We start from the raw sequence: 20,461 nt of genomic DNA on the forward strand, positions 1-20,461 counted from the left end.
TGTGTGGCGTTACGTGATTGCAGCCAACGCCGCCAGCCTTTCCCCTAACCTGTCCTGCATCGCCGCCATGGCGCCGCAGGTGTGCGCTGAAAGCGCGATGTGTTCGTCGCCGAGCAGTCCGGCCAGGCTGTCGAGCTCGTCGATTTCGTCACTGTGCAAAAGCTTGAGCAGCGCCAGTTGGTGCAGTTCGCCCGCCAGCAATTGGTCGAGTGCGCGCAGGCCTTCCTCGGGTTCGATGGAACCCAGGCCGAGCGCGCTCATGCGTTCCCGGTAACGGGCGTCACTCACCGTGCCGACGCTGCCCCAATAGCCCCAGTTGATGACCTTGACCGGGCACGACCATTGGGCCCTGAGTTGATCGGCAAAGGCGTCGGCAAAGGTGCAGCCGGCCGCGTAGTTGCTTTGTCCGGCAGCCGTGCTGAAGGCCATCATCGAGGAGAAAAACAGCACGAAATCCAGCGCGTCGGCGCTGGGTGCGAACGTGCGGGCCAAGGCCACGCTGGTGGCGACCTTGGCGCTCAGCACGCGGGTGAAGGTCTGCTCGTCCATGTTGGCCAGGCTTTGGTCCTTGAGCACGATGGCCGAATGCACCACGCCATTGATCGGGCCAAACCGCTCGGTAATCTGCTGTTTCGCCTTGGCCAGTTGCTGTTCGTCTGCGGCGTCGACTTGCAGGTAGACCGGCGCCGGGGCGTCATGCATCAGGCTGATGGCGGTGAGGTCGTCCAGTTTGGCTTCCAGTTGTGCATCCAGCGCACGGCGACCGATCCAGATCACTCGGGCGCGATGCTGGCTGATCACGTGGCGGCTCCAGACCGCGCCAATCCCGCCAGCGCCACCGATGACCAGATAGACACCGCCATCGCGATAGACCGGCAGACGCGCTGGTGCTGCATCAGCCGTCACCCGCGCCAGTTGGCGGAACCACCATTGGCCCTGACGCAGCGCCAGCAGTTCACCGCACGCAACACCCGCGAACGGTGCTGCGGGCAACAGCGACAATTGCCGGTCTGGCAGGTCCGCGAGTTGCACGCTCCAGTGCGGGTATTCCTTGGCCAGCGAACCTGCCAGGCCATGCACTGCGGCGTGATGCGCCTGGCAGGACTCACCGGGGCGGATGCTGATCGCCTGATCGGTGATCAGGGTCAGGCGCAGAGGTCGACGACCGTAGCCCTGACTCAGCAGCGCCTTGATCAACCGGAACAACGACAAGACGCCATGCTGTTGCGCCGCGACCGGGTGCGCGCTGCCGTCGTCGGACGGCGCCAGCCACATCACCTCGGTCAATCCGGGCCGGGCGTGCAGTTCGGCTTCGTAGTCGGGCTGCGAGCCGTCCACCCGTGCGGCCTGAGGATAGAGTTCAGCCAGCGTCGGCTCACGGGTCGGGGTCGCGCCGAAGATCAGCATCGCGCCCCCGGCGTCCTCCCGTTCATTGATCACACCGTCGACCACTGACCAGATCGGCGCCAACAGCTGCTGTGTCTGCTTCAGTTTTTTTGGCCCCGGCGTGAGCGGTCTTGAGCTCAATCCTGTGAACCGCGCACAGAGCTGTCCCTGATCGTCACACAGCTCGATATTGATCCGGCCAGCGGGATTGTCGGCAAGCTCGCTGCGCAACAAGGCCCACATCCGCCGCTGACACGGCGCGATGATTTCCAGCCGTTGCAGGGCAAACGGCATCACCAGTGACAACGGCGCGGCGGCGCTCTCGTGCAGCGGCAGCAACATACCGATGGCGGCCTGCAATGTGCTGTCGGTCATGCCAGGTTCCAGCCACCAGTCGCCGTCGGCAGGGATGCCCTCCAGGTTCAATTGCGCCAGCACTTCGCGCTGGCCGCCCTGCTCCGCTATCAGCAACTGGCGAATGGCGCGATGGCTGGCGCCGTAGGCCAGGCCCATCTGCTCGAACAGGCGATAGACTTCGCCGCCGTCCAGGCGCCGTTGCCAAGGGCGCTCGCGCCAGTGCGCCAGATCCAGTCGTTCGGCCACCGGTTGCACATCGGTGATCACCCGGGCCTGACCATGCACTTGATCGGCATCATCGCCGAGCAGCGTCACCGCTAGCTGACCGTCCACCCGTTCAAGGTTGACCCGCAGGCGACGCGGCGCGGCTTCCACCGTCAACGGCGCCAGCCAGTTGAGCCGCTCGATGACCATGGGCTGCGCCTCGCCGTCTGCCCGCGAATGCGTTACCGCGGCCCTGATCATTTCCAGGCAGGCCGCACCGGGCAGGGTTTTGCGCCCGTTCACCAGATGGTCGCGCAGCCACGGCTCGTCACCACTGAAGTCACTGGTGAATTGCTGGCGGTCGAAGGTCGAGCTGTTGCGGTGCAGCAACGGGTGCAAGACCGTCGCTGCCGAAGGCTGGCGATTGACGGCAACAGGCGCCCAATAACGGCGGGTGGCAAACGGGTAAGTCGGCAGGCTGATGCGCTGGCGTTGTTCGCCGCTGGCGGCCCACAGCGCCGTCCAGTCGATGCGTAATCCCGCGCTCCACAGTTCCAGCAGTTGTTGTTGCTCGCCGTTGGCAAACAGCTTGGCCAACTGCTCGCGCCATTGGCTCGGGAAGCGGCTTTTGAACTGTTCGACGCGGTCGTTGCTGGCGGTGGTGTCCCCGCAAATCCAGCCACGGCTATCGCCACCGGCCAGAGCGCGCAAGGCGTCCAGCAGGCTTGCCATCGAAGACGCGATGAATGCCGCACGCTGCTCCATCGCCTCGCGACCTACCTGCAAGGTGTGGGCAATGGCGGCCAGGCCGTCAGTTGCCGGCGCCTGCTCCAGTCTGGCGAGCAAACGGCTGGCGATCTGGCGCAATTGCTCGGGCTCGCGGGCAGACAGCAGAATCATTTCGGGTTTGCCGTCATGACCGGGTAAAGGCTTGGCCTGCGCGTACTGCGCAACGATCAGGTGAGCGTTGGAGCCGCCCGCGCCGAACGAGGAAATCCCGGCGATGCGCGGCATCGGCTTACCGCCCTGCAACGGCTGCGGCCAGTCGCGCAAGTGCTGGTTGACCTCGAACGGGGTCGCGGCAAAATCGATAAAGGGGTTGAGCGTGCGCGAATGCAGCGACGGCACGATCTGCCCGTGTTTGAGCTGCAACAGCACCTTGGTCAGGCCGGCGATGCCGGCTGCCGCTTCGCAGTGACCGATGTTGGATTTCACCGAACCGATCCAGCAGGTCTGCGCCGGCGTGCGCTCACCCAGGGCATTGGCCAGGCCAGCGATTTCGATCGGGTCGCCCAGACGGGTGCCGGTGCCGTGGGCCTCGATGTAGCTGATGGCCGCCGGATCCACCTGCGCATCCTTGAGCGCGCCGCTGATCGCGGCCTGCTGCGCCCGTGGATCGGGCACGCTGTAGCCGGTGTTCTTGCCGCCGTGGTTGAGGTAGCTGCCCTTGATCAGGCCGTAAATCTGATCGCCATCGCGCTCGGCATCCGCCAGGCGCTTGAGGATCACCACGCCCACGCCCTCGCCCGGCACATAGCCGTCACCGCCTTCACCAAAGCTGGCGCACTGGCCCTGGTTGGAAATGAACTGGCCGCTGCTGAGCATCAGGTATTTGTTGGGGTGCAACGTCAGGTTGACGCCACCGGCAATGGCCATCGCGGTACGGCCACTGTGCAGGTCCTGGCAGGCCAGATGGAGGGCGGTCAGTGAACTGGAGCACATCGAATCGAGCGACAGGCTCGGGCCTTGCAGGTTGAGGCAGAACGACACCCGGTTGGCGATGCTCGCGCTGGAGCCGGCAAAGCCCATGCGCTCGCCGCGCAGGCTGGCTTCGGCGCCCAGCAGTTGGTATTCGCTGTACATCACCCCGGCATAGACACCGACCTGCCGGGCCTTTTCTGACTGATCGGCACCCAGCTGGCGGCTGTAGCCGGCGTCTTCCATGGCCGCCCAGGCGGTTTGCAGGAACAGCCGTTCCTGCGGGTCGATCAGCTCGGCTTCCAGCGGCGAAATATTGAAGAACAGCGGATCGAACTGATCGATGCCGTCAATAAAGCCGCCCCACTTGCTGTTGTGCACCCCGCTATCGCTGCGGTGGGGGCTGTAGTAGTCACGCCAGTCCCAGCGCTCGGGCGGGATTTCGCCGATGCTGTTTTTACCCTGGCTGAGGTTGTGCCAGAAGGCGTCGAGGTTGTCGGCGTCCGGGTAGCGCCCGGCAATGCCGATGATCGCGACATCGTCGCGCTGTGGCGCGGTCGGCTGGCGAACGGGCGCAGCGTGGTCGAACAGCCGGCGCCGTTGATCGCGGGTGGCGGCGACCGGTTCGGCCGCCGCTGTGGCGTCTCTGGATGCCAGATGATTCGCCAGGGCCCGGAGGCTGGAATGCTCGAACAGCAGCGCCGGTGATAGCGCGCCGAAATGTTGTTCGAGGCGGCGCGTGAGGTCGAGGATCTGCAACGAGTCAATGCCGTAGTCTTCGAAACACTGCTGATCATCGAGTTGCTCCGCCGGTGTGCTCAAGGCAGTGGCCAGCAGGGCTCGCAGTTGCGCTATCAATGGCTCCTGCGTGGATTTTCGCGGCTGTCGCGTGGCCAGGTGATCGGCCAGCCCTTGCAGGCTCGGGTATTGGAAAAACAGGGTTTTAGACAACGCGCCGAAGCGTTTTTCCAGGGCGGCGGTCATCTCCATGATCATCAGCGAATCGATGCCGTACTGCTCGAACGGCACGTCGTTATCCAGTCGTGACGGGGCGATCTTCACCGTCCTGGCCAGCAACTGACGCAGCCAGGCCAGCAGGTGTTCACCGTCTACAGGTGCCGCCTCCACAACAGGAGCCGGTTCATCGCTGAGCAGCGCGGCCAGTTTTTCGGTGTCGCCGGCCAGCACCATCACCTGGTCTTCATCACTGTGCAACGCCTGATAAAACGCCTGAATGCCGGTGGCGCTGGCCATCGCTTCGATGCCGGTGCGTTGCGCCAGCAGGCGCCGCGCCGTGTCGCTCATGTGCAGGCCACCTTCGAGCCACAGCGGCCAGTTGATCGACAGCGTGCGGCCCTGCCTGGTGCCGGCGGCGACCTGTTGATTGCGCAGGCTGGCGAAGGCGTCCAGATAGCCGTTGGCGGCGGCGTAATCGCTTTGCCCGGCGTTGCCCAGGACGCTGGCAATCGAGGAATACAGCACCAGGAAATCCAGCGCCAAACCGGCACTGAAGCGGTCGAGATGGTGCACGCCCTCGACCTTGGCGGCGAACACGGCGGCGAAATCGTCCCCGGTCTTGTCGGCCAGCAAGGCGTCGCGGGTGATGCCCGCGCAATGGATGATCCCGTGCAAGGCGCCGTGGCGGCTGACGACGTCTGCGATCAGGCGTTGAACCTGATCGGCATCGGCCAGCTCCACGGCGCGGTAATCAACACCGGCGCCCAGGTGCGCCAGCTTGTCGATCACTGACGGCGCATCGGCCGGCGTGCGGCCGCAGAGCACGACACGGGCCTGAGGCGCGACGGCGATGATCGCGCGCGCCATGACCGTGCCGACACCGCCCAGACCACCGGTAATCAGATAGACACCCTCTGCCCGCCAAGGCGCCGGAGCGTGATCCAGCGGCTGATGGCGCCAGCTCAGTTGTTGACGGCGCAGCGTGCCGGCGTCGAGCAGATAACGCAGTTGGCGTTCGCCCGGGTCTGCGGCTTCGGCTGATAACTGCGTCAACAATTGCTGGGTGTCGAGCCCCGGCGCCACTTCAATCAGTTGGCTGATCAGTGCCGGTTGTTCGCGGCTGACGCTGCACAACAGGCCGCCGAGGCCGCGATAACCGTGTGGGTCGTCAGCCGGGATCAGCAGTTGAATCAAGCAGGACTGGCCGCTGCGCAGCAACGGTTTGAGCTGTTCGGCAAGTGCCAGCGCGGCGTGCTGATAGTCACCCTCTGGCAGCATGAAACTGCTGATGCCCCGCGCCTGAAGAGGCTCCACCAGGTCGCAAAGCCCGTGCGTCAACAGCACCTGAACCGACCCCGGTGCGGCTGTCGCGCCAACCGATTGCCCGTCGAGCCATTGCTGGTGACACAGCAGTGCGCTGCTGGCGCCAAGGCCTTGGGCGGACACGGTCTTGAACGACAGCCGATTGAGCAGCGCACAGCACTGGCCATTGTCGTCGAACAATGCCAGGTCAAAGCGATAACCGCCCGGCGTGGTTCCGGCGCTGCGGATCTGCACCTGCAAAGTCGCCGGGCAGTCGGCAAACAGCACGCACTCACCCAGGCCCTCGGGCAGCAACAGCGCCGGGCGCTCGCCCAGCTCATCAAACAGCAAGGCCATGACGCCTTGCATGGCGGCATCCAGCAGGGCCGGATGCAGGGCGAAACCAGCATTCAGCGCCGGGGCTTGCAGGCTGACCCGAGCCAGCGCCTGATCGTCCCGGCGCAGCAGCGACAGCAGCCGGCGATGACCGACGCCGTAATCAATGCCCATCGCGGCGAAACGCTGATAGCAAGCCTCGACGTCCACTGTTTGCGCGCCGACAGGGTTGAAGTCGAGCCGGGCAGCCGGGACCACGGCGGTGAGGGCCAACGCCCGGCAATGCAGTTGCAACTGGCCGGCGCGGTCGTAGGAGCAAATCCCGATCCGGTAGTCGCCCTCGGTCTGCACCGACAGTTCAAGGAACAGCTCGCCGTTGTTGGCGGCGTCAACGCTGAACGGCTGGAGCCACGCCAGATTGCGAATCAGCAACGCCCTTCCCGCAGGCATCGTCCCGCCCAGGGCATCGGTCAAGGCCGCATGGATCATGGCGATCATCGCCGCACCCGGCAACACGCCCTGCCCGTTGACCTGATGCTCGGCCAGCACGCTTTCGTCACCGCTGAACCGGGTCAGGTAACGCAAGCCGCGCAGGTCCGACACGTTGCGATGCAGCAGTGGGTGCAGCCGTTGCTCGTTCGCGATGGCCGACTCGACCGCTTGCTGCGGCTCGCGCCAGTAGCGCTCGCGGGCAAAGGGGTAACCCGGCAGGCTGAGCGGCGCGGGCGTGCCCTGCGGGTACATCAGGCGCCAATCCACAATGGCGCCGTCGTGCCAGGCGTCGAGCAGCGGTTGCTGTTCGCCGCGCTCGATCCAGCCGCCGATGTCGGTGCTTGGCGCCTGAGCGTCAGGCTTGAGTCGACCACGCGCCTGAGCGCCGCCGTTGTCGATGAATTCCCGCAGCCGGGTTTTCAGCTGGGCCATTGAGCTGATCAACCAGCCGTGGCGATGCTCCATCGCTTCGCGAGCGACTTGCAGGGTAAAGGCCAGCGCCGGCAGATCGGTGTCGCCCAGTGCATCCTGCGCAAGCGCGTCCAGCAACAGGCTGGCTTGCTGCAACAACTGCTCGCGGGCCTTGGCCGACAACAGGATGATCGCCGGTTGCTGCTCGTTGACCGCAATCGCTGGCCGCTCCCGGTGGTCTTCGTATTCTTCGATCACCACATGGGCGTTAGCGCCGCCCGCGCCGAAGGACGATACCGTGGCAATTCGCTTGAACGTCTGCAATGCACCGTCGATCAGCACCTGCGGCCGCGACCAGTCGGCCAGCGACTGCTGCACCGCGAAGGGGCTGTTGGCGAAATCGATTTCCGGGTTGAGTGCCTCGGCGTGCAGTGACGGCACCAATTGGCGGTGTTGCAGTTGCAGCAGCACCTTGGTGATGCCGGCGATGCCGGCGGCGCTTTCGCAATGGCCGATATTGGATTTGACCGAGCCGATGGCGCAGTACTGCCCGACGGGCGTTGGCACGCCGCTATTGAAGGCCCGGGCCAGGCCGGCGATCTCGATCGGGTCGCCCAGCGCGGTGCCGGTGCCATGGGCCTCGACGTAGCTCACTGCCCTGGCATCGACCCCGGCCCGCGCCAGAGAATCAACCACCAACCGGCTCTGGGCCAGCGGATTGGGCACGGTGTAGCCGTTGGTCTTGCCCCCGGCATTGATCATGCTGCCCTTGATCACGCCGTAGATCCGGTCGCCATCGGCCTCGGCCTGCGCCAGCGGCTTGAGCAGCAGCGCGCCCACGCCCTCGCCCCCGACAAAACCGTCGGCATCGGCGCCGAACGCCTTGCACTGGCGGCCCGGGGACAACATCTTCATCTCGCTCAGGCCCATGTAGTGCACCGGGTCGACCACCAGATTGACCCCGCCGACCAGCACGCAGTCGCTGACCCCGCTGTGCAGGCTTTCCAGCGCCAGATGAATCGCGGTAATCGATGACGAACAGGCCGTATCCACTGCAAGGCTCGGGCCCTGGAAATTGAACTGATACGACACGCGATTGGCCACTGACCAGTAAGTGGACTGGCGGGCGTAGGTGCCATTCATCACGCCGACAAACACCCCGACCCGATGCCGATCGGCCAAGCGTGCGGGGGTATAGCCGGCGTCGCTGATGCAGTGATAGGCCTCTTCCAGGAACAGCCGTTCCTGAGGGTCCATTTTCAGCGCTTCGCGGGGCGACAGATGAAAAAACAGCGGATCGAACTTGTCGATTTCGCGGATGAAACCGCCCCACGGGGTATAGAGGCGCCCCGCCGTGCCCGGTGCCTGATCAAAGTACTGGCGCCAGTCCCAGCGATCCGCTGGCACTTCATCGATGCAGTTCTCGGCGTTTTTCAGGTGCTGCCACAGCTCGCGAACGTTGTCGGAGTTGGCGTAACGCCCGGCCAGACCGACGATGGCCACGTCTGAACCGCGTGCCGTTGCCGGCGTGTTATCGGCGGCCTTGGCGCTAAAGCGCGACTTGCCCGGAGCAAACAATGGCTCGACGTTTTCGACGGCGGGTGGCAGCACGACTGCCGTGGTCTGATCAAGGCCCAGCAGCGTCTTCAGCCGGTCTGTCTGCGTGGCGACAAAATGATCCGCCAGCGCTTCGACGGTCTGGTATTCGAAGAACAGCGTGCTGCTGATCCCCGCCAGTTTGTCGCGCAGCAGGTTGGTCAGTTGCACCACCAGAATCGAGTCGATGCCATAGGTTTCCAGCGCTTCACGGGCGTCGATCTGTTCGGGTGCGATCTTGAACAGGCCGCCGATAATCTGCTTGAGGTAGCGCACCGTCTCGGTTTTGAGCTGCGCGTTGCTGACTTCGGCCATCGGCGCTGCGATGACGCGGGGTTGTGGGGCTCGCGCTGCCTGAGCCGCCACCTTTGCCCGGATGACCGGCGCCATTCTGGCCGGTTCGACCTTATCGCTGCGGTCCTGCCAGACCATGCCGTTGCTCTGGGCAATGACGATCTGCTGCCCAAGGTCGTGGTCGGCCAGCGCCGGGAAATACACCTGCCGATAACCCTCGCTTTCCAGTACCTGCTTCCATTGTCTGGGTGCGAGCGCCGGGCCGCCAGGCAAGCGCAGTTCCTGATCGTCGAACAGCCACCAACCCTTGAGCAGGCCGAACGTCAGGTGGGTGAACAGGCTATTGCGTGCAATCTCGTTGATCAGCACCAGGCCGTTGTGCTTGAGCGCGGCCTTGGCGTTTTTCATCGTCCGGCGCAGGTCGTGGGTCGCGTGCAGGACGTTGGTGGCGATCACCAGATCGTAGGCGCCGGGCTTGATGCCCTGAGCGGCCAGCGGCTTGTCGACATCGAACAGCTGATAACTGAGGTACGGGGTGTGCGGGCCGTAGACCTGCCGTGCATGCTGCAAAAACGCCTGGGAGACGTCGGTGTAGCAGTACTCGGCAATCTGCGCCTGATACGGCCGCAGCTTTTCAAAGGCACGGGCGCTGGTGCCACCGGTGCCGGCGCCGATTTCGAGGATCCGGATCGGCGTCTGTGGCGCCTGCTCCAGGCGGCCCCTGACAAATTCGAGCATGGCATCGAGCAGCACTTCGTTGAAGAAGTCGGACACCGGGTTGTGTTTGTAGATGCCCTCGACCCTGGACATCGAAGCGTCGGGGAACAGGATGTCGGTGGCGGCAATGCGGCCATCGAGGATGTGCGGCAAGACGCGCAGGGTCGCTTCGGCAAGCAGTGTTTCGGCTTTCAGCCCGGGGTGTTCGAGCCAGACCGGCTTTTGTGCATCCCATTCGTGCCAGAGCGCTTCAAGCGCCAGCGGTTGCGGGTGGGTGACAAGGCAGCTGTCGCCCTGCAACTGCACGTAGCCGCGCTGGGCCAGCGCCTCCAGGCTCTTGTCGAGCCAGCGTTGATACAGCGGTAACAGGCCGCTGCGTTGGGTCATTTCGGCCACGGATTCATGCTCACGACTGAACCAGCCCAGTTGCTGCAACTGGGCGAAGAGCAGGCGAACCTGCAGGTCGTCGATGGCTGCCTTGTGTGCCTGCACCGGCGCGATCGCGCTGCGCACTTGCTGATTGTCCACCCGCAGATTCTTCTGCATCCGGCTGATCAGCGATGGATAGGCAGGCAGACGCATTTCGCCGTATTCAGCGAAAGGCCCGGCAGGATGTTGCGCCAGCGCCAGGTGGTTGAAGGTGTCGCTCAATCGCTGCGAAGTGCGCAGGAAGGTCAACTGGCTGAGCGGCGCGCCGTCATCAGTAGCGCCGAGCAGTGTTTCCAGGGCCGACATCGCCTGTTCGCCGTTGATTGAACCGAGACCGACCTCGGCCATCCGCCGCCGATAATCATCACTGGCCACCGAGCCGACTTCACCCCAGTAACCCCAGTTGATCACCTTCACCGGGTAGCTGCGTTGTTGCGCCAGGTAGTGGCCGAAGGCGTTCTTGAAGGTGCAGCCGGCCGCGTAATTGCTCTGGCCAGCCGACTTGGTGAAGCTCTGTAACGACGAAAAGAACAGCATGAAGTCCAGCGGCTGGTGTTCGAACACCTCGGCCAGCCGTGCGCAGACATCGACCTTGGCGGCGAGGCCTGCGGCAAATTTCAACGCGTCCATGCGCGCCAGGCTTTGATCCTCAAGCTGGATCGCCGCGTGAATCACGCCGTGAATCCGGCCATGCTCGGCCAGCACGTGCGTCACTGCCTGTTGCAGCGCGGCGTGGTTGCCGGCGTCGGCGCTGATGTAGCGTGGCGCGGGGCCGAACCGGGCCAGTTCGCTGATCGCGGCATCGATTTGGCTGTCCCGCTCGCGACGCCCCAGCCAGATGACCTGGGCGCCACGGCTGCGGATCAGGTGTTCACTCCACAAGCGGCCGATACCGCCAGCGCCGCCGACGACCAGGTACACGCCGCCATCGCGGTAGAGACTGTCGGCAGCCGCTTCGGTCGGCACCACGCAAGGCACCAGCGATTGGCGATACCAGACGTCGTCACGACAGGCCAGCGCGTCGCCACACGGATCGGCGGGCAACGACAACGGATCCAGACTCGGCCAGCTGTCGCCTGCCGGCAGGTCCACCAGCCGCACTTGCCAATGGCTGTATTCCTTGGCCATCACGCCGATCAGCCCGTGGACGCTGGCGTGAGCCGGTGCCACCGGTTCAGTGGCGGCTTGGTGCAGTGCGCTGGCTTCGCTGAACACCGTCAGCGTGGCGCGGGTGATGACGGTCCATGCCAGAGGCTGCTGGTCGCGTGCCAACGCCAGCAGCGCCTTGATCAAACGGAAGCAGCTCAGCACACCGGCTTGCTGGGCGTTGAGCATGCCGTCGGCACTGGCATCCTCGACTGACGCGGTCGGCGCCAGCCACAACAGGTGCTCTATCGAACCGGCTTCACGCAGCAGTCCGGTGAGTGTTTCGATGGATTCGCTGCCGTCCAGCAACAGTGAAACGGCCTGCGGATAGCGGGCGGTCAACTGCTGCTGGCCTTGGGCATCATTGGCGATCAGCAACAGCCGGGCGCTGCTCGTTAGCACCGGTTGAGGACTGATCCGACGCCATTTTTCCAGCAGATAACAGTCGGTCTGCGGGCGGTCGTCGAGCATCACTTCCAGCGGCGACGGCGCTTTCATTTCCCGCAGGACAAAGCCCCGGAGGGCGACGCAATGCTCGCCCTGTCGATTGTAGATATCGAGATCAAAAACCGACTGCCCTGCTTCCGCATTCTCGGCACCGGGCCGCACCCAGGCCCATACCTGTTCACCCAGTGCCGCGCCGCTCAGCTGCAGCCGGGCCAGGGCAAACGGCACCCAGGTTTGCCCCAGCTGCGGTGCGGCACCTTGATCGAGCTGATCGGCCACCAGCAGGCCCACGGTCGACTGCAACGCGCCGTCCATCAGGCTCGGGTGCAGGATAAATTGCGTGTGGCCGGCACTCAGGGACTGCGGCAGTTCGATCCTTGCCAACAGCTGGCCGCCGTCAATGCGCAGTTCGCGAACCGCTCGGTGGCTGGGGCCGTAGTGGATGTCGATGCTGTCGAATACGCGGTACAGCGCCTCGGCGTCGAGGCGATGGCCGTTGATGGCGGCTTGCAGGGAGGCCAGCGATGCCGTCGGTTCGAGCGCGTGTTGCAGCAACATCGCTTCGCCCTGACAGCACAGGGTTTGCGGGTGCTGCTCGCGAATCTCGAAGGTCAGGCGCTGTGGCTCGACGCTGTTGATGTGGATGTCGACGCTGGCCGGTGCATCGCCCTGCTCGCTGAGCATCAGCGGTTGCGACCACACCAGATTGCACAGACTCACGGTGCCGGAAGTCGCCAACTCACCGAGAGAGCGACTGATCGCCTCTCGCGCCATCTCAAGATACGCCACGCCGGGCAGCACTTTCTGGTTGCGCACGCGGTGATCGCGCAGGAAAAACTCATGGCCGCTGAACACCGAGCTGAATTTCTGTTGCGACAGGTCGGAAACGTTGCGGTGCAGCAACGGGTGCAAGCGGGCTTCGCCAAGCTGCTCGGCCTGAGGCGGAAAATGGAAATCGCCGGACACCCAGGTCCGCTCACGGGCGAAGGGATAACCGGGCAGGCTGATCCGTCTGGCCACGCCCATGGAGATGCCCGGCAGCGCCCAGTCAAAGCTCAGCCCCTTGACCCACAGCTCCAGCAACTTCTGGTATTTGCCTTTCTCGGCCCAGGCCGCCAGCGTCGTCGCCATGTCTTCATCGTGGGCCAGTACTGCCATGGCCGCCTTGTTGTCTTGCACCCGGCCCAGATGCAGGCCGTCGAAGCAGCCGAAGTGTTCCGGGGCCTTGAGCAGTTGCGCCAGGCTCTGCGTCAGGCGCTCTTGCAGCTCGCTGATCGAGACGACGCTGAAAGCCAGGCGGTATTCCAGCGCTTCCTTGCCCTGTTGCAGGGTAAAGGCCAGGTCCGCCAGACGCGGCAGTTCGCTCTCAAGGTCGCGTCGTTGCAGGAACTGCTGCAAACGCTCGACCTGCTGTTGCAACTGCGCCGGGGTCCGGGCCGACAGCACGATGATCGCTGGTTGCCCGACAAGCGCTTCGTCGCGCTCCGGCGCCAGGTACTGGGCGATGATCACATGGCCGTTCGAACCACCAGAGCCAAACGACGAGACCGAGGCGGCCAGTGGATATTCGCGTTCGCGGCCATCGAGATTGAGCAGCGGCCGGTGCCACGCTTGCAGTTGCTGGGGGATGTAGAACGGCGAATCGCTGAAGGAAATGCCGGGGTTGAGCCGGCTCGAATGCAGTGACGGTACCAGTTGGCGGTGCTTGAGTTGCAGCAGCACCTTGGCGATCCCGGCGATGCCGGCTGCCGATTCCAGATGGCCGATGTTCGATTTGGCCGAGCCAAGCGCGCATTGCTGCGCCGATGCCGGCTCACTGCCGAGGGCCGCGCTGCGTCGGGCAAAGCCCTGTTGCAGACCGCTGATTTCAATCGGGTCGCCCAGCGCGGTGCCGGTGCCGTGGGCTTCGATGTAGCTCAGCTCGCGGGGATTCATGCCAGCCTTTTGCAGCGACTCGGCGATCATCGCACCCTGGGCATTGGGGCTTGGCACGGTGTAGCCGTGGGTCTTGCCGTTATGGTTGACCGAGGTCGCACGAATGACGCCGTAGATATTGTCGCCATCAGCCTGGGCCTGGGCCAGCGGTTTGAGCAGCACCGCGCCAGCGCCTTCGCCGGGCACAAACCCGTCGCCGCCTTCGCCGAAACTGCGGCAGCGGCCATCGGTCGAGGACATGGTCAACTGCGACTGGATAAAGTATTTGTTGGGGTGCAACGACAGGTTGACGCCACCGGCCAGCGCCACCCGACACTCGCCGCGTTTCAGGCTCTCGACGGCCAGGTGCAGTGCGGTCAGCGAGGATGAGCAGATGGTGTCGATGGCCATGCTCGGGCCGTTGCAGTCGAAGACGTAGGACACGCGGTTGGCAATCGAACCAAACGATGAATCCACCGCGTCATCGGTGCAATCGGCAGCGGCAGAGCGCGTGTACAGCAGGTATTCGCCATGCATCACGCCGACAAAGACACCCATGTTTCCCTGGTAGTGACGTTGCAGTGCGGCGCGGTCGTAGCCGGCGTCTTCGAGGGTGTGCCAGGCGGTTTCGAGGAAGATCCGTTCCTGTGGGTCCATGCGCTCGGCGTCGCGCGGCGAAATGTTGAAAAACAACGGATCAAAGCGGTCGACGCCGTCGATGAAACCGCCCCATTGGGTGTTGATCTTGCCTTTGAGGCTGCGGTCGCGGCTGTAGTAATGCTGGTGCTGCCAGCGTTCGGCGGGGATCTCGCTGATACTGTCGACGCCGTTTTTCAGGTTGTCCCAGAAGCTGTCGACGTCCGGCGCACCGGGAAAACGCCCGGCCAGACCAATGATCGCAATCGGTTCGTCCCGCTCCTGGCGGCGACTGGTTTCGGGGCGTTGCGCGGCTCCGGCAATCTGGGCCGTCTGCTTGGCGGGCGCCTGAACGCCCAGCAATTGCCGGCTGCGCAACGGCTGTTTGGCGGCAAACCAGACCGCCAGCGCGCTGATGCTCTGGTGTTCGAAGAACAGGGTGCTGGGCAACTCGCCAAACGCTTGCGCCAGCCGTTGGTTGAGTGCGGTGATCATCAGCGAGGTCAAGCCGTAACGATCAAAGGTTTCCAGGCTGTCGAGGCTGCTCTGGGGAATCGCCGAGACGCTGGAAAAGTGTTGTTTGAGATAGCCCTCAAGCGCTGCTTGCAGCGTCTCATCCTGTGCGGGCGACTGGCCCGATTCGTCTCGGATGGAGGCGGCGATATGGCAATCGACGGTGGCAAAGGGGTACGCCGTCAGCGCCACTCGGCGAGCGTCATGCCGGGCAATCTCGGCCAGATCCGTTTCGCCGGCGACCCAGCGGCTGGCGATGGCGTTCAGGGCGTGGCGGTCGAGGCCGCGCAGATCCTGCTCGACCGCAGCCGGTTGTGCCGCGCTGGCGAGGGTGCCTTGCAGCGCTGGCTGGCCATCGTCGAGCAGCGTCAGCAGTTCGGCTTCGCTGTCGGCCACCAGCGCCAGACGGTGACTGAGCGCAACCCGGCCGACACACAGGGTGTGGCTGATATCGCCGAGGCTGGCGTCGCCCAGGCGTCTTGCCTGAAGATCGTCGGCAAAGGCCCTGACCAGTAGCACAAGCTGCTCGCGGCTGGCAGCGCTGAAGGGAAACAGCCAGGGCCCGACGGCCGGTAGCGGTGCGGCCTGTGCTGGCGGCGCTTCAAGGATCAAGTGACCACCGGAACCGCTGGCGCCGAAGGCGTTGATCAAGGCGCGTTGCGGCCCTTGCCACTCGCTCAACGTGTCGACGATGGCGAGGTGGCTGTTCTCAAGTCCGACAAGGGGGCTCAACGGATTGCAGCCGAGGGTCGGCGCTATCTGCCGGTGTTTGAACTGCATCAAGACCTTGGTGATCTGCGACAGCGCCGACGCCGATTCGAGGTGGCCGATATTGGCCTTGATCGACCCGACTTTCAGCGGTGTATCGCCAAGGCGGCTGCCGAAGACTTTGTTGATCGCCGCAAACTCGGCCCCGTCCGCCAGACTGGCGCCGGGCGCTGCGGCCTCCACATAACCGATGGCCTCGGCAGGCAGTCCTGCCTGTTGCAGCACTCGGCGCATCGATGCAGCGTGGCTGTCGGCGCTCGGTGTGCCGTAGCGAAAGGTCTTGCCGCTGTGGCTGATGGCCGTGGTGCGGATAACGCCGAGAATCTGGTCACCGTCGCGCCTGGCGTCTGCAAGTGGCCGGATCAACAGCGCACCAACGCCCTCGCCTGCCACCCAGCCATTGGCGTTGAGGCCGAACGGGTGAGACTGGCCATCGCCGGACAACAGCTCCAGCGACGTCAATAGTTCAAGGTGCGAGGGATGGCTGATCAGGTTGACACCGCCGACAATCGCCGCCTGACATTCACCCTGGCGAATGCTGCTGCAGGCGAAATGCAGCGCCGTCATCGCGGATGAGCACGAGGTGTCAAAGGCGACGCTGGGGCCATTGAAGTCGTTGAAGAACGACACGCGGTTGGCAATCGCCGAGAGAAACGAGGTGGTTCGCTCGCCGTGTTCACCGGGCTGGTGGTGCTGGTAATCGCCCCACATCGCGCCGACAAACACACCGACCCGCTCGGCCTTGCGCCGCAGACCGGCAGCGGTGTAGCCGCTGTTTTCCAGGCAATGCCAGACCGTTTGCAGGAACAGCCGCTCCTGTGGGTCCAGGGTCTTCGCTTCGGCGGGGGTGATCTTGAACAGCAGCGGATCAAACAGCTGCTTGTCGGCCAGTGCACCGACGGCCCATTGCGTTGAATCCGCGCTGATGTCGTCGCCATACAGCAGCGATTCGCGGCTGACGGTGTTGATCGCCGAGCGCCCGGCACTGAGGTTTTGCCACAGTTCCTGGGCATTGGCGGCGCCGGGATAACGACCGCTGAGGCCGATGATCGCCAGCGCACCATCACTCACCGGCTCGGCGGCGACTGGGCTGCCACTGTGAAGTTCCAGCCGTGGCCAGCCCACCGGGAGCACTTGGCTGACGCTGCCGCCGACGAAGCTGTGCAGCAGTTCATCACCCTCTTCCAGGTCAAAGGCGCTGCGAATTTTGTCGAAGTACATCGAGCCGATGGGACACAGTCCGATGCCGAACTCGGTCTGTTTTTCCAGCAGCAACTGGCCGATTCGTCCAGCCTGCAGCAGGTTGAAATAGCGACTTTCATCACCGTAGACCGCTGAGCGACCGGCGATGATGAAGATCCGCAAGCGGGCCTGCTGTGCGTGTTTGCGGTTGAACGGCGTGTAGCTGCCGTTGAACGCCAGCGGATCGCCTTCGCCGATGCGGCTCAGGCTGTGGCTGTCGCGGTGGTAGCGATAGATGCCGGGGGGCGGCGATTGTTGCTGGCCAGGCTCGATCGGCCCGGCGAGGTGCAGGTAGATCTTCAGGTCCAGTGCGGCGTCGGTGTTGTACAGCTGGCCACTGCCCGGCCCGGCCTTCAACAGGCTCAGCAACCGGCTCAACTGCGCCACGCTCACTGGCTCGCCAGCGTACTGGCGCTTGGCAGCCCGCAGTCGCAGCGCGTCGTCGCTGATCGGTGCGGCGGGCAGTTCGATGACGCTGTCACCCTGCTCCGGCAGATCATGGCGAAGCTGGCGTTGTTGGCGGTGCAGTTGCTCCAGCGCCTCCTTGCCCGGCAGGTCGAAACCGTTGTTGTTTTCGGCCAGGAAGTCGGCGAACAAAGGCCCGGGCTGCCCCGTCAGAACGGCTGGCGCGGCGCCCTCGATCAGGCAATGCAGCACCCGGTGACTCGGCTGCAACTTGAACATTCCGGCAATCGTCGCGACGTCCACGCCATAGGCCGGGGTCAACGCGATGTCGAAGTCCGCCTGGCGTGACAGCAACAGTTGCTCGATATAACCGGCTTCAAGCACCAGCAGCGTCGGGGCGGCATGGTTGTAGAGCGGCGTGATGGCGGCGGTTTCGGCGACCAGGAACAGCACAAAACCGGCTTCGGCCAGTTGCGCACGCTGCTCGGCACGCAGGGCCTGCGGGTCGAGCCTGGCCGGTACGCTGACAGGCAGCAGGCGGTTCAGGCGTGGCTGGTAATACCAGGCGCCACCCGGCAGTCCCTCGATTCGCCCCTCGGCGACATACACATGACACTGGATGGCGTTGAGGCCGCCGGCCGATGAATAAAGGTATTTACCCTCGCCCTCCAGCGCCACTTCACGCAATAACGAGAGCAGGCAGCCCAGCCGTTCAAGGCTGGCGGGTGAAGCGTCGTCGGTTCGCTGATAAGCACGCGGATCAAAGCGCACCCGCTCCAGCCGGATCAGTTCATGGGCTGTTGGCTGTGGTGGCGGTGCGGCCTCCAGCAACGGCGCCTGATCGGGTGTCACGCCCTTGGCCTCGAGAATAAAGGCCATGACGGCGGCGATGGTCGGTTGCTCAAGGAACATCTCGACCGGCAGCGTGACCTGATACTGCTGATGAATGCTGTGGACCGCTTGCACCAAGGTAAAGGAGGTCGCACCCTGATCAAAAAGATCGTCGTCAGCCGCCAGTTCATCGACCCCGAGCGCCTCGACAAAATACTGTTGCAGCCAGGCGCTCAGTGCTTCGACATCCACTGCCGGAACCCGGGAACTGGCCGACGAGGCCCCGTCACCGGCCAGCAGCGCCTGACGATCAGCCTTGCCGTGGGGCGTTACCGGGATCTGCTCGACGAACTGCACCAGGTTCGGCGTCATGTACTCCGGCAAGCGGGATTTCACGAAGTCGCGTATTGCCTTTTTGTCCAGCCCTTCGGCCACTACATAGGCCACCAGCTTGGGATCCTCGGAGCCGGGATCCTTGACCAGCACCACCGCATCACTGATCGACGGATGGCTTTTGAGGGTGTTTTCGATCTCGCCCAGTTCGATGCGAAAACCCCGCAGCTTGACTTGCGAATCGAAACGTCCCAGCACTTCGATCTCGCCATTATCGAGAAAGCGCGCCTCGTCACCGGTGCGGTAAAGCCGGGCGTCGGGCTCAGTGGAAAACGGATCGTGGATGAATTTTTCAGCGGTCAGCTCGGGCCGATTGAGATAACCCCGGGCCAGGCCGACACCGCCGATGCACAGCTCGCCGGTCTGGCCAATTGGCACCGGATTGGACCCGGCATCGAGGATATGGATTTGAATATTGTCGATGGGTCGACCGATCGGCACGCGCTGGTCTTCGCGCGGTTCGGCGAGCCACCAGGTGACGTCCACCGCGGCCTCGGTCGGGCCATAGAGGTTGTGCAACTGCGCGCTCAGCCGCGCGCGACACTGCAACAGCAGGTCGTGGGTCAGTGCTTCGCCGCTGACAAAGACCTTGCTCAGGGACCGGCATTCGCCAACCGCCGGGTGCTTGAGGAAGAAGCGCAACATGGATGGCACGAAGTGGCAGATGGTGATGCGCTGCGCCTTGATGATCTCCACCAGATAGTGGGCATCCTTGTGGCCTTCCGGCCTGGCCATGACCAGGCAGGCACCGCTGAGCAACGGCAGAAACAACTCCCACACGGACACATCAAACGTGAAAGGCGTCTTCTGCAAGATCCGGTCAGCGGGCCCCACGGCGTAATGGCGCCGCATCCACAGCAGCCGGTTGCAGATTGCCTTGTGCGGCAACATGCAGCCTTTGGGACGCCCGGTTGAGCCCGAGGTGTAGATCACATAGGCGAGATCATCCGGGCGATTGATAGACGCGGGATTGGCGTCGTTTTCGTGCAACACGTCGTTCGCCGGATCGTCCAGGCACAGCACGGCAACGTCATGGGCCTTGAGGCGCGGTTCAAAGCGCTGCTGCGTCAACACCACGCTGACCGAGGCGTCCTCGATGATCAGGGCCAGCCGTTCCTCGGGGTAAGCCGGGTCCAGCGGCAGGTAGGCGCCACCGGCCTTGAGAATGGCGAGCAGCGCGATCATCAGCTCAAGCGAACGCTCCATCTGCACGCCGACCAGGCTGTCGGGACCAATGCCAAGTTCGCGCAGGTAATGGGCCAGGCGATTGGCCCGGCGATTCAATTGGCAAAAACTCAGGCGTTGATCGTCGAAGCGCACCGCCAGGGCGTCAGGGCTGCGCTCCACCTGTTGCTCGATCAGCTGCTGCAGGCACTGCTCCAGCGGGTATTCGTGGTGGGTATCGTTCCAGCCGGCAATGATCGCGCGTTCCTGGATTCGATCACCGGGCAGCGCTGCGGGCGGAGTGCTCTGTGGACCGTCATTCGTAGAGTTGTTGTCTGACACTGCGCGACTTCCCTGTCAGGTTGGGCCGACGTCATCGGCAACTTTGATCCGTGTCATCCCGTCAGCGCGGCACGCTCATGTCAGCGTCTTGCCGTGCGAGCCTTCAGTCGATTACCGGGGATTGTTCGGATTTTTGGTGCTGCTAATGATTGAGGGGCGCGTTGCTGCGCAAGCTAACCGTCCACGAAGGGACGCTTGTGACAAACTCACAGACGCCTGCCTGTGAGAGAAAAAAGCGCAAAGCAGCCCACGGCCTTGCCGAGATAGCAAAGATTGGGGCCGTTCGATGTAGATTCAGTGAGGAGCAAGACCAACACATCCGTGTTCCTGAACACAGTAATTCCCTTTACCAGTGAGCGCCTGAGGCTTGCCAGCGACAACGATGCATACCTTGCGTCGTTGTGGATTCACACCACTTGGGGTCGTATTTTCTCGCTTGTGCCTGCAGGTCCGAGACTCTTCCTACAGGACGACGGTACGA

At 63.9% G+C, this 20,461-nt stretch carries 1 protein-coding gene; it reads right to left on the bottom strand.

Features of this window, described 5'->3' with window-relative positions:
- Positions 1–9 precede the first annotated feature (9 nt).
- Positions 10–19,980: an amino acid adenylation domain-containing protein gene (locus tag POF45_RS03050; RefSeq protein WP_282315019.1), complete on the bottom strand. Its 19,971-nt coding sequence runs from the start codon at positions 19,978–19,980 to the stop codon at positions 10–12.
- Positions 19,981–20,461: the final 481 nt, after the last annotated feature.

The organism is Pseudomonas fungipugnans, from assembly GCF_029955235.1.
In the GTDB taxonomy this organism is placed as follows: domain Bacteria; phylum Pseudomonadota; class Gammaproteobacteria; order Pseudomonadales; family Pseudomonadaceae; genus Aquipseudomonas; species Aquipseudomonas fungipugnans.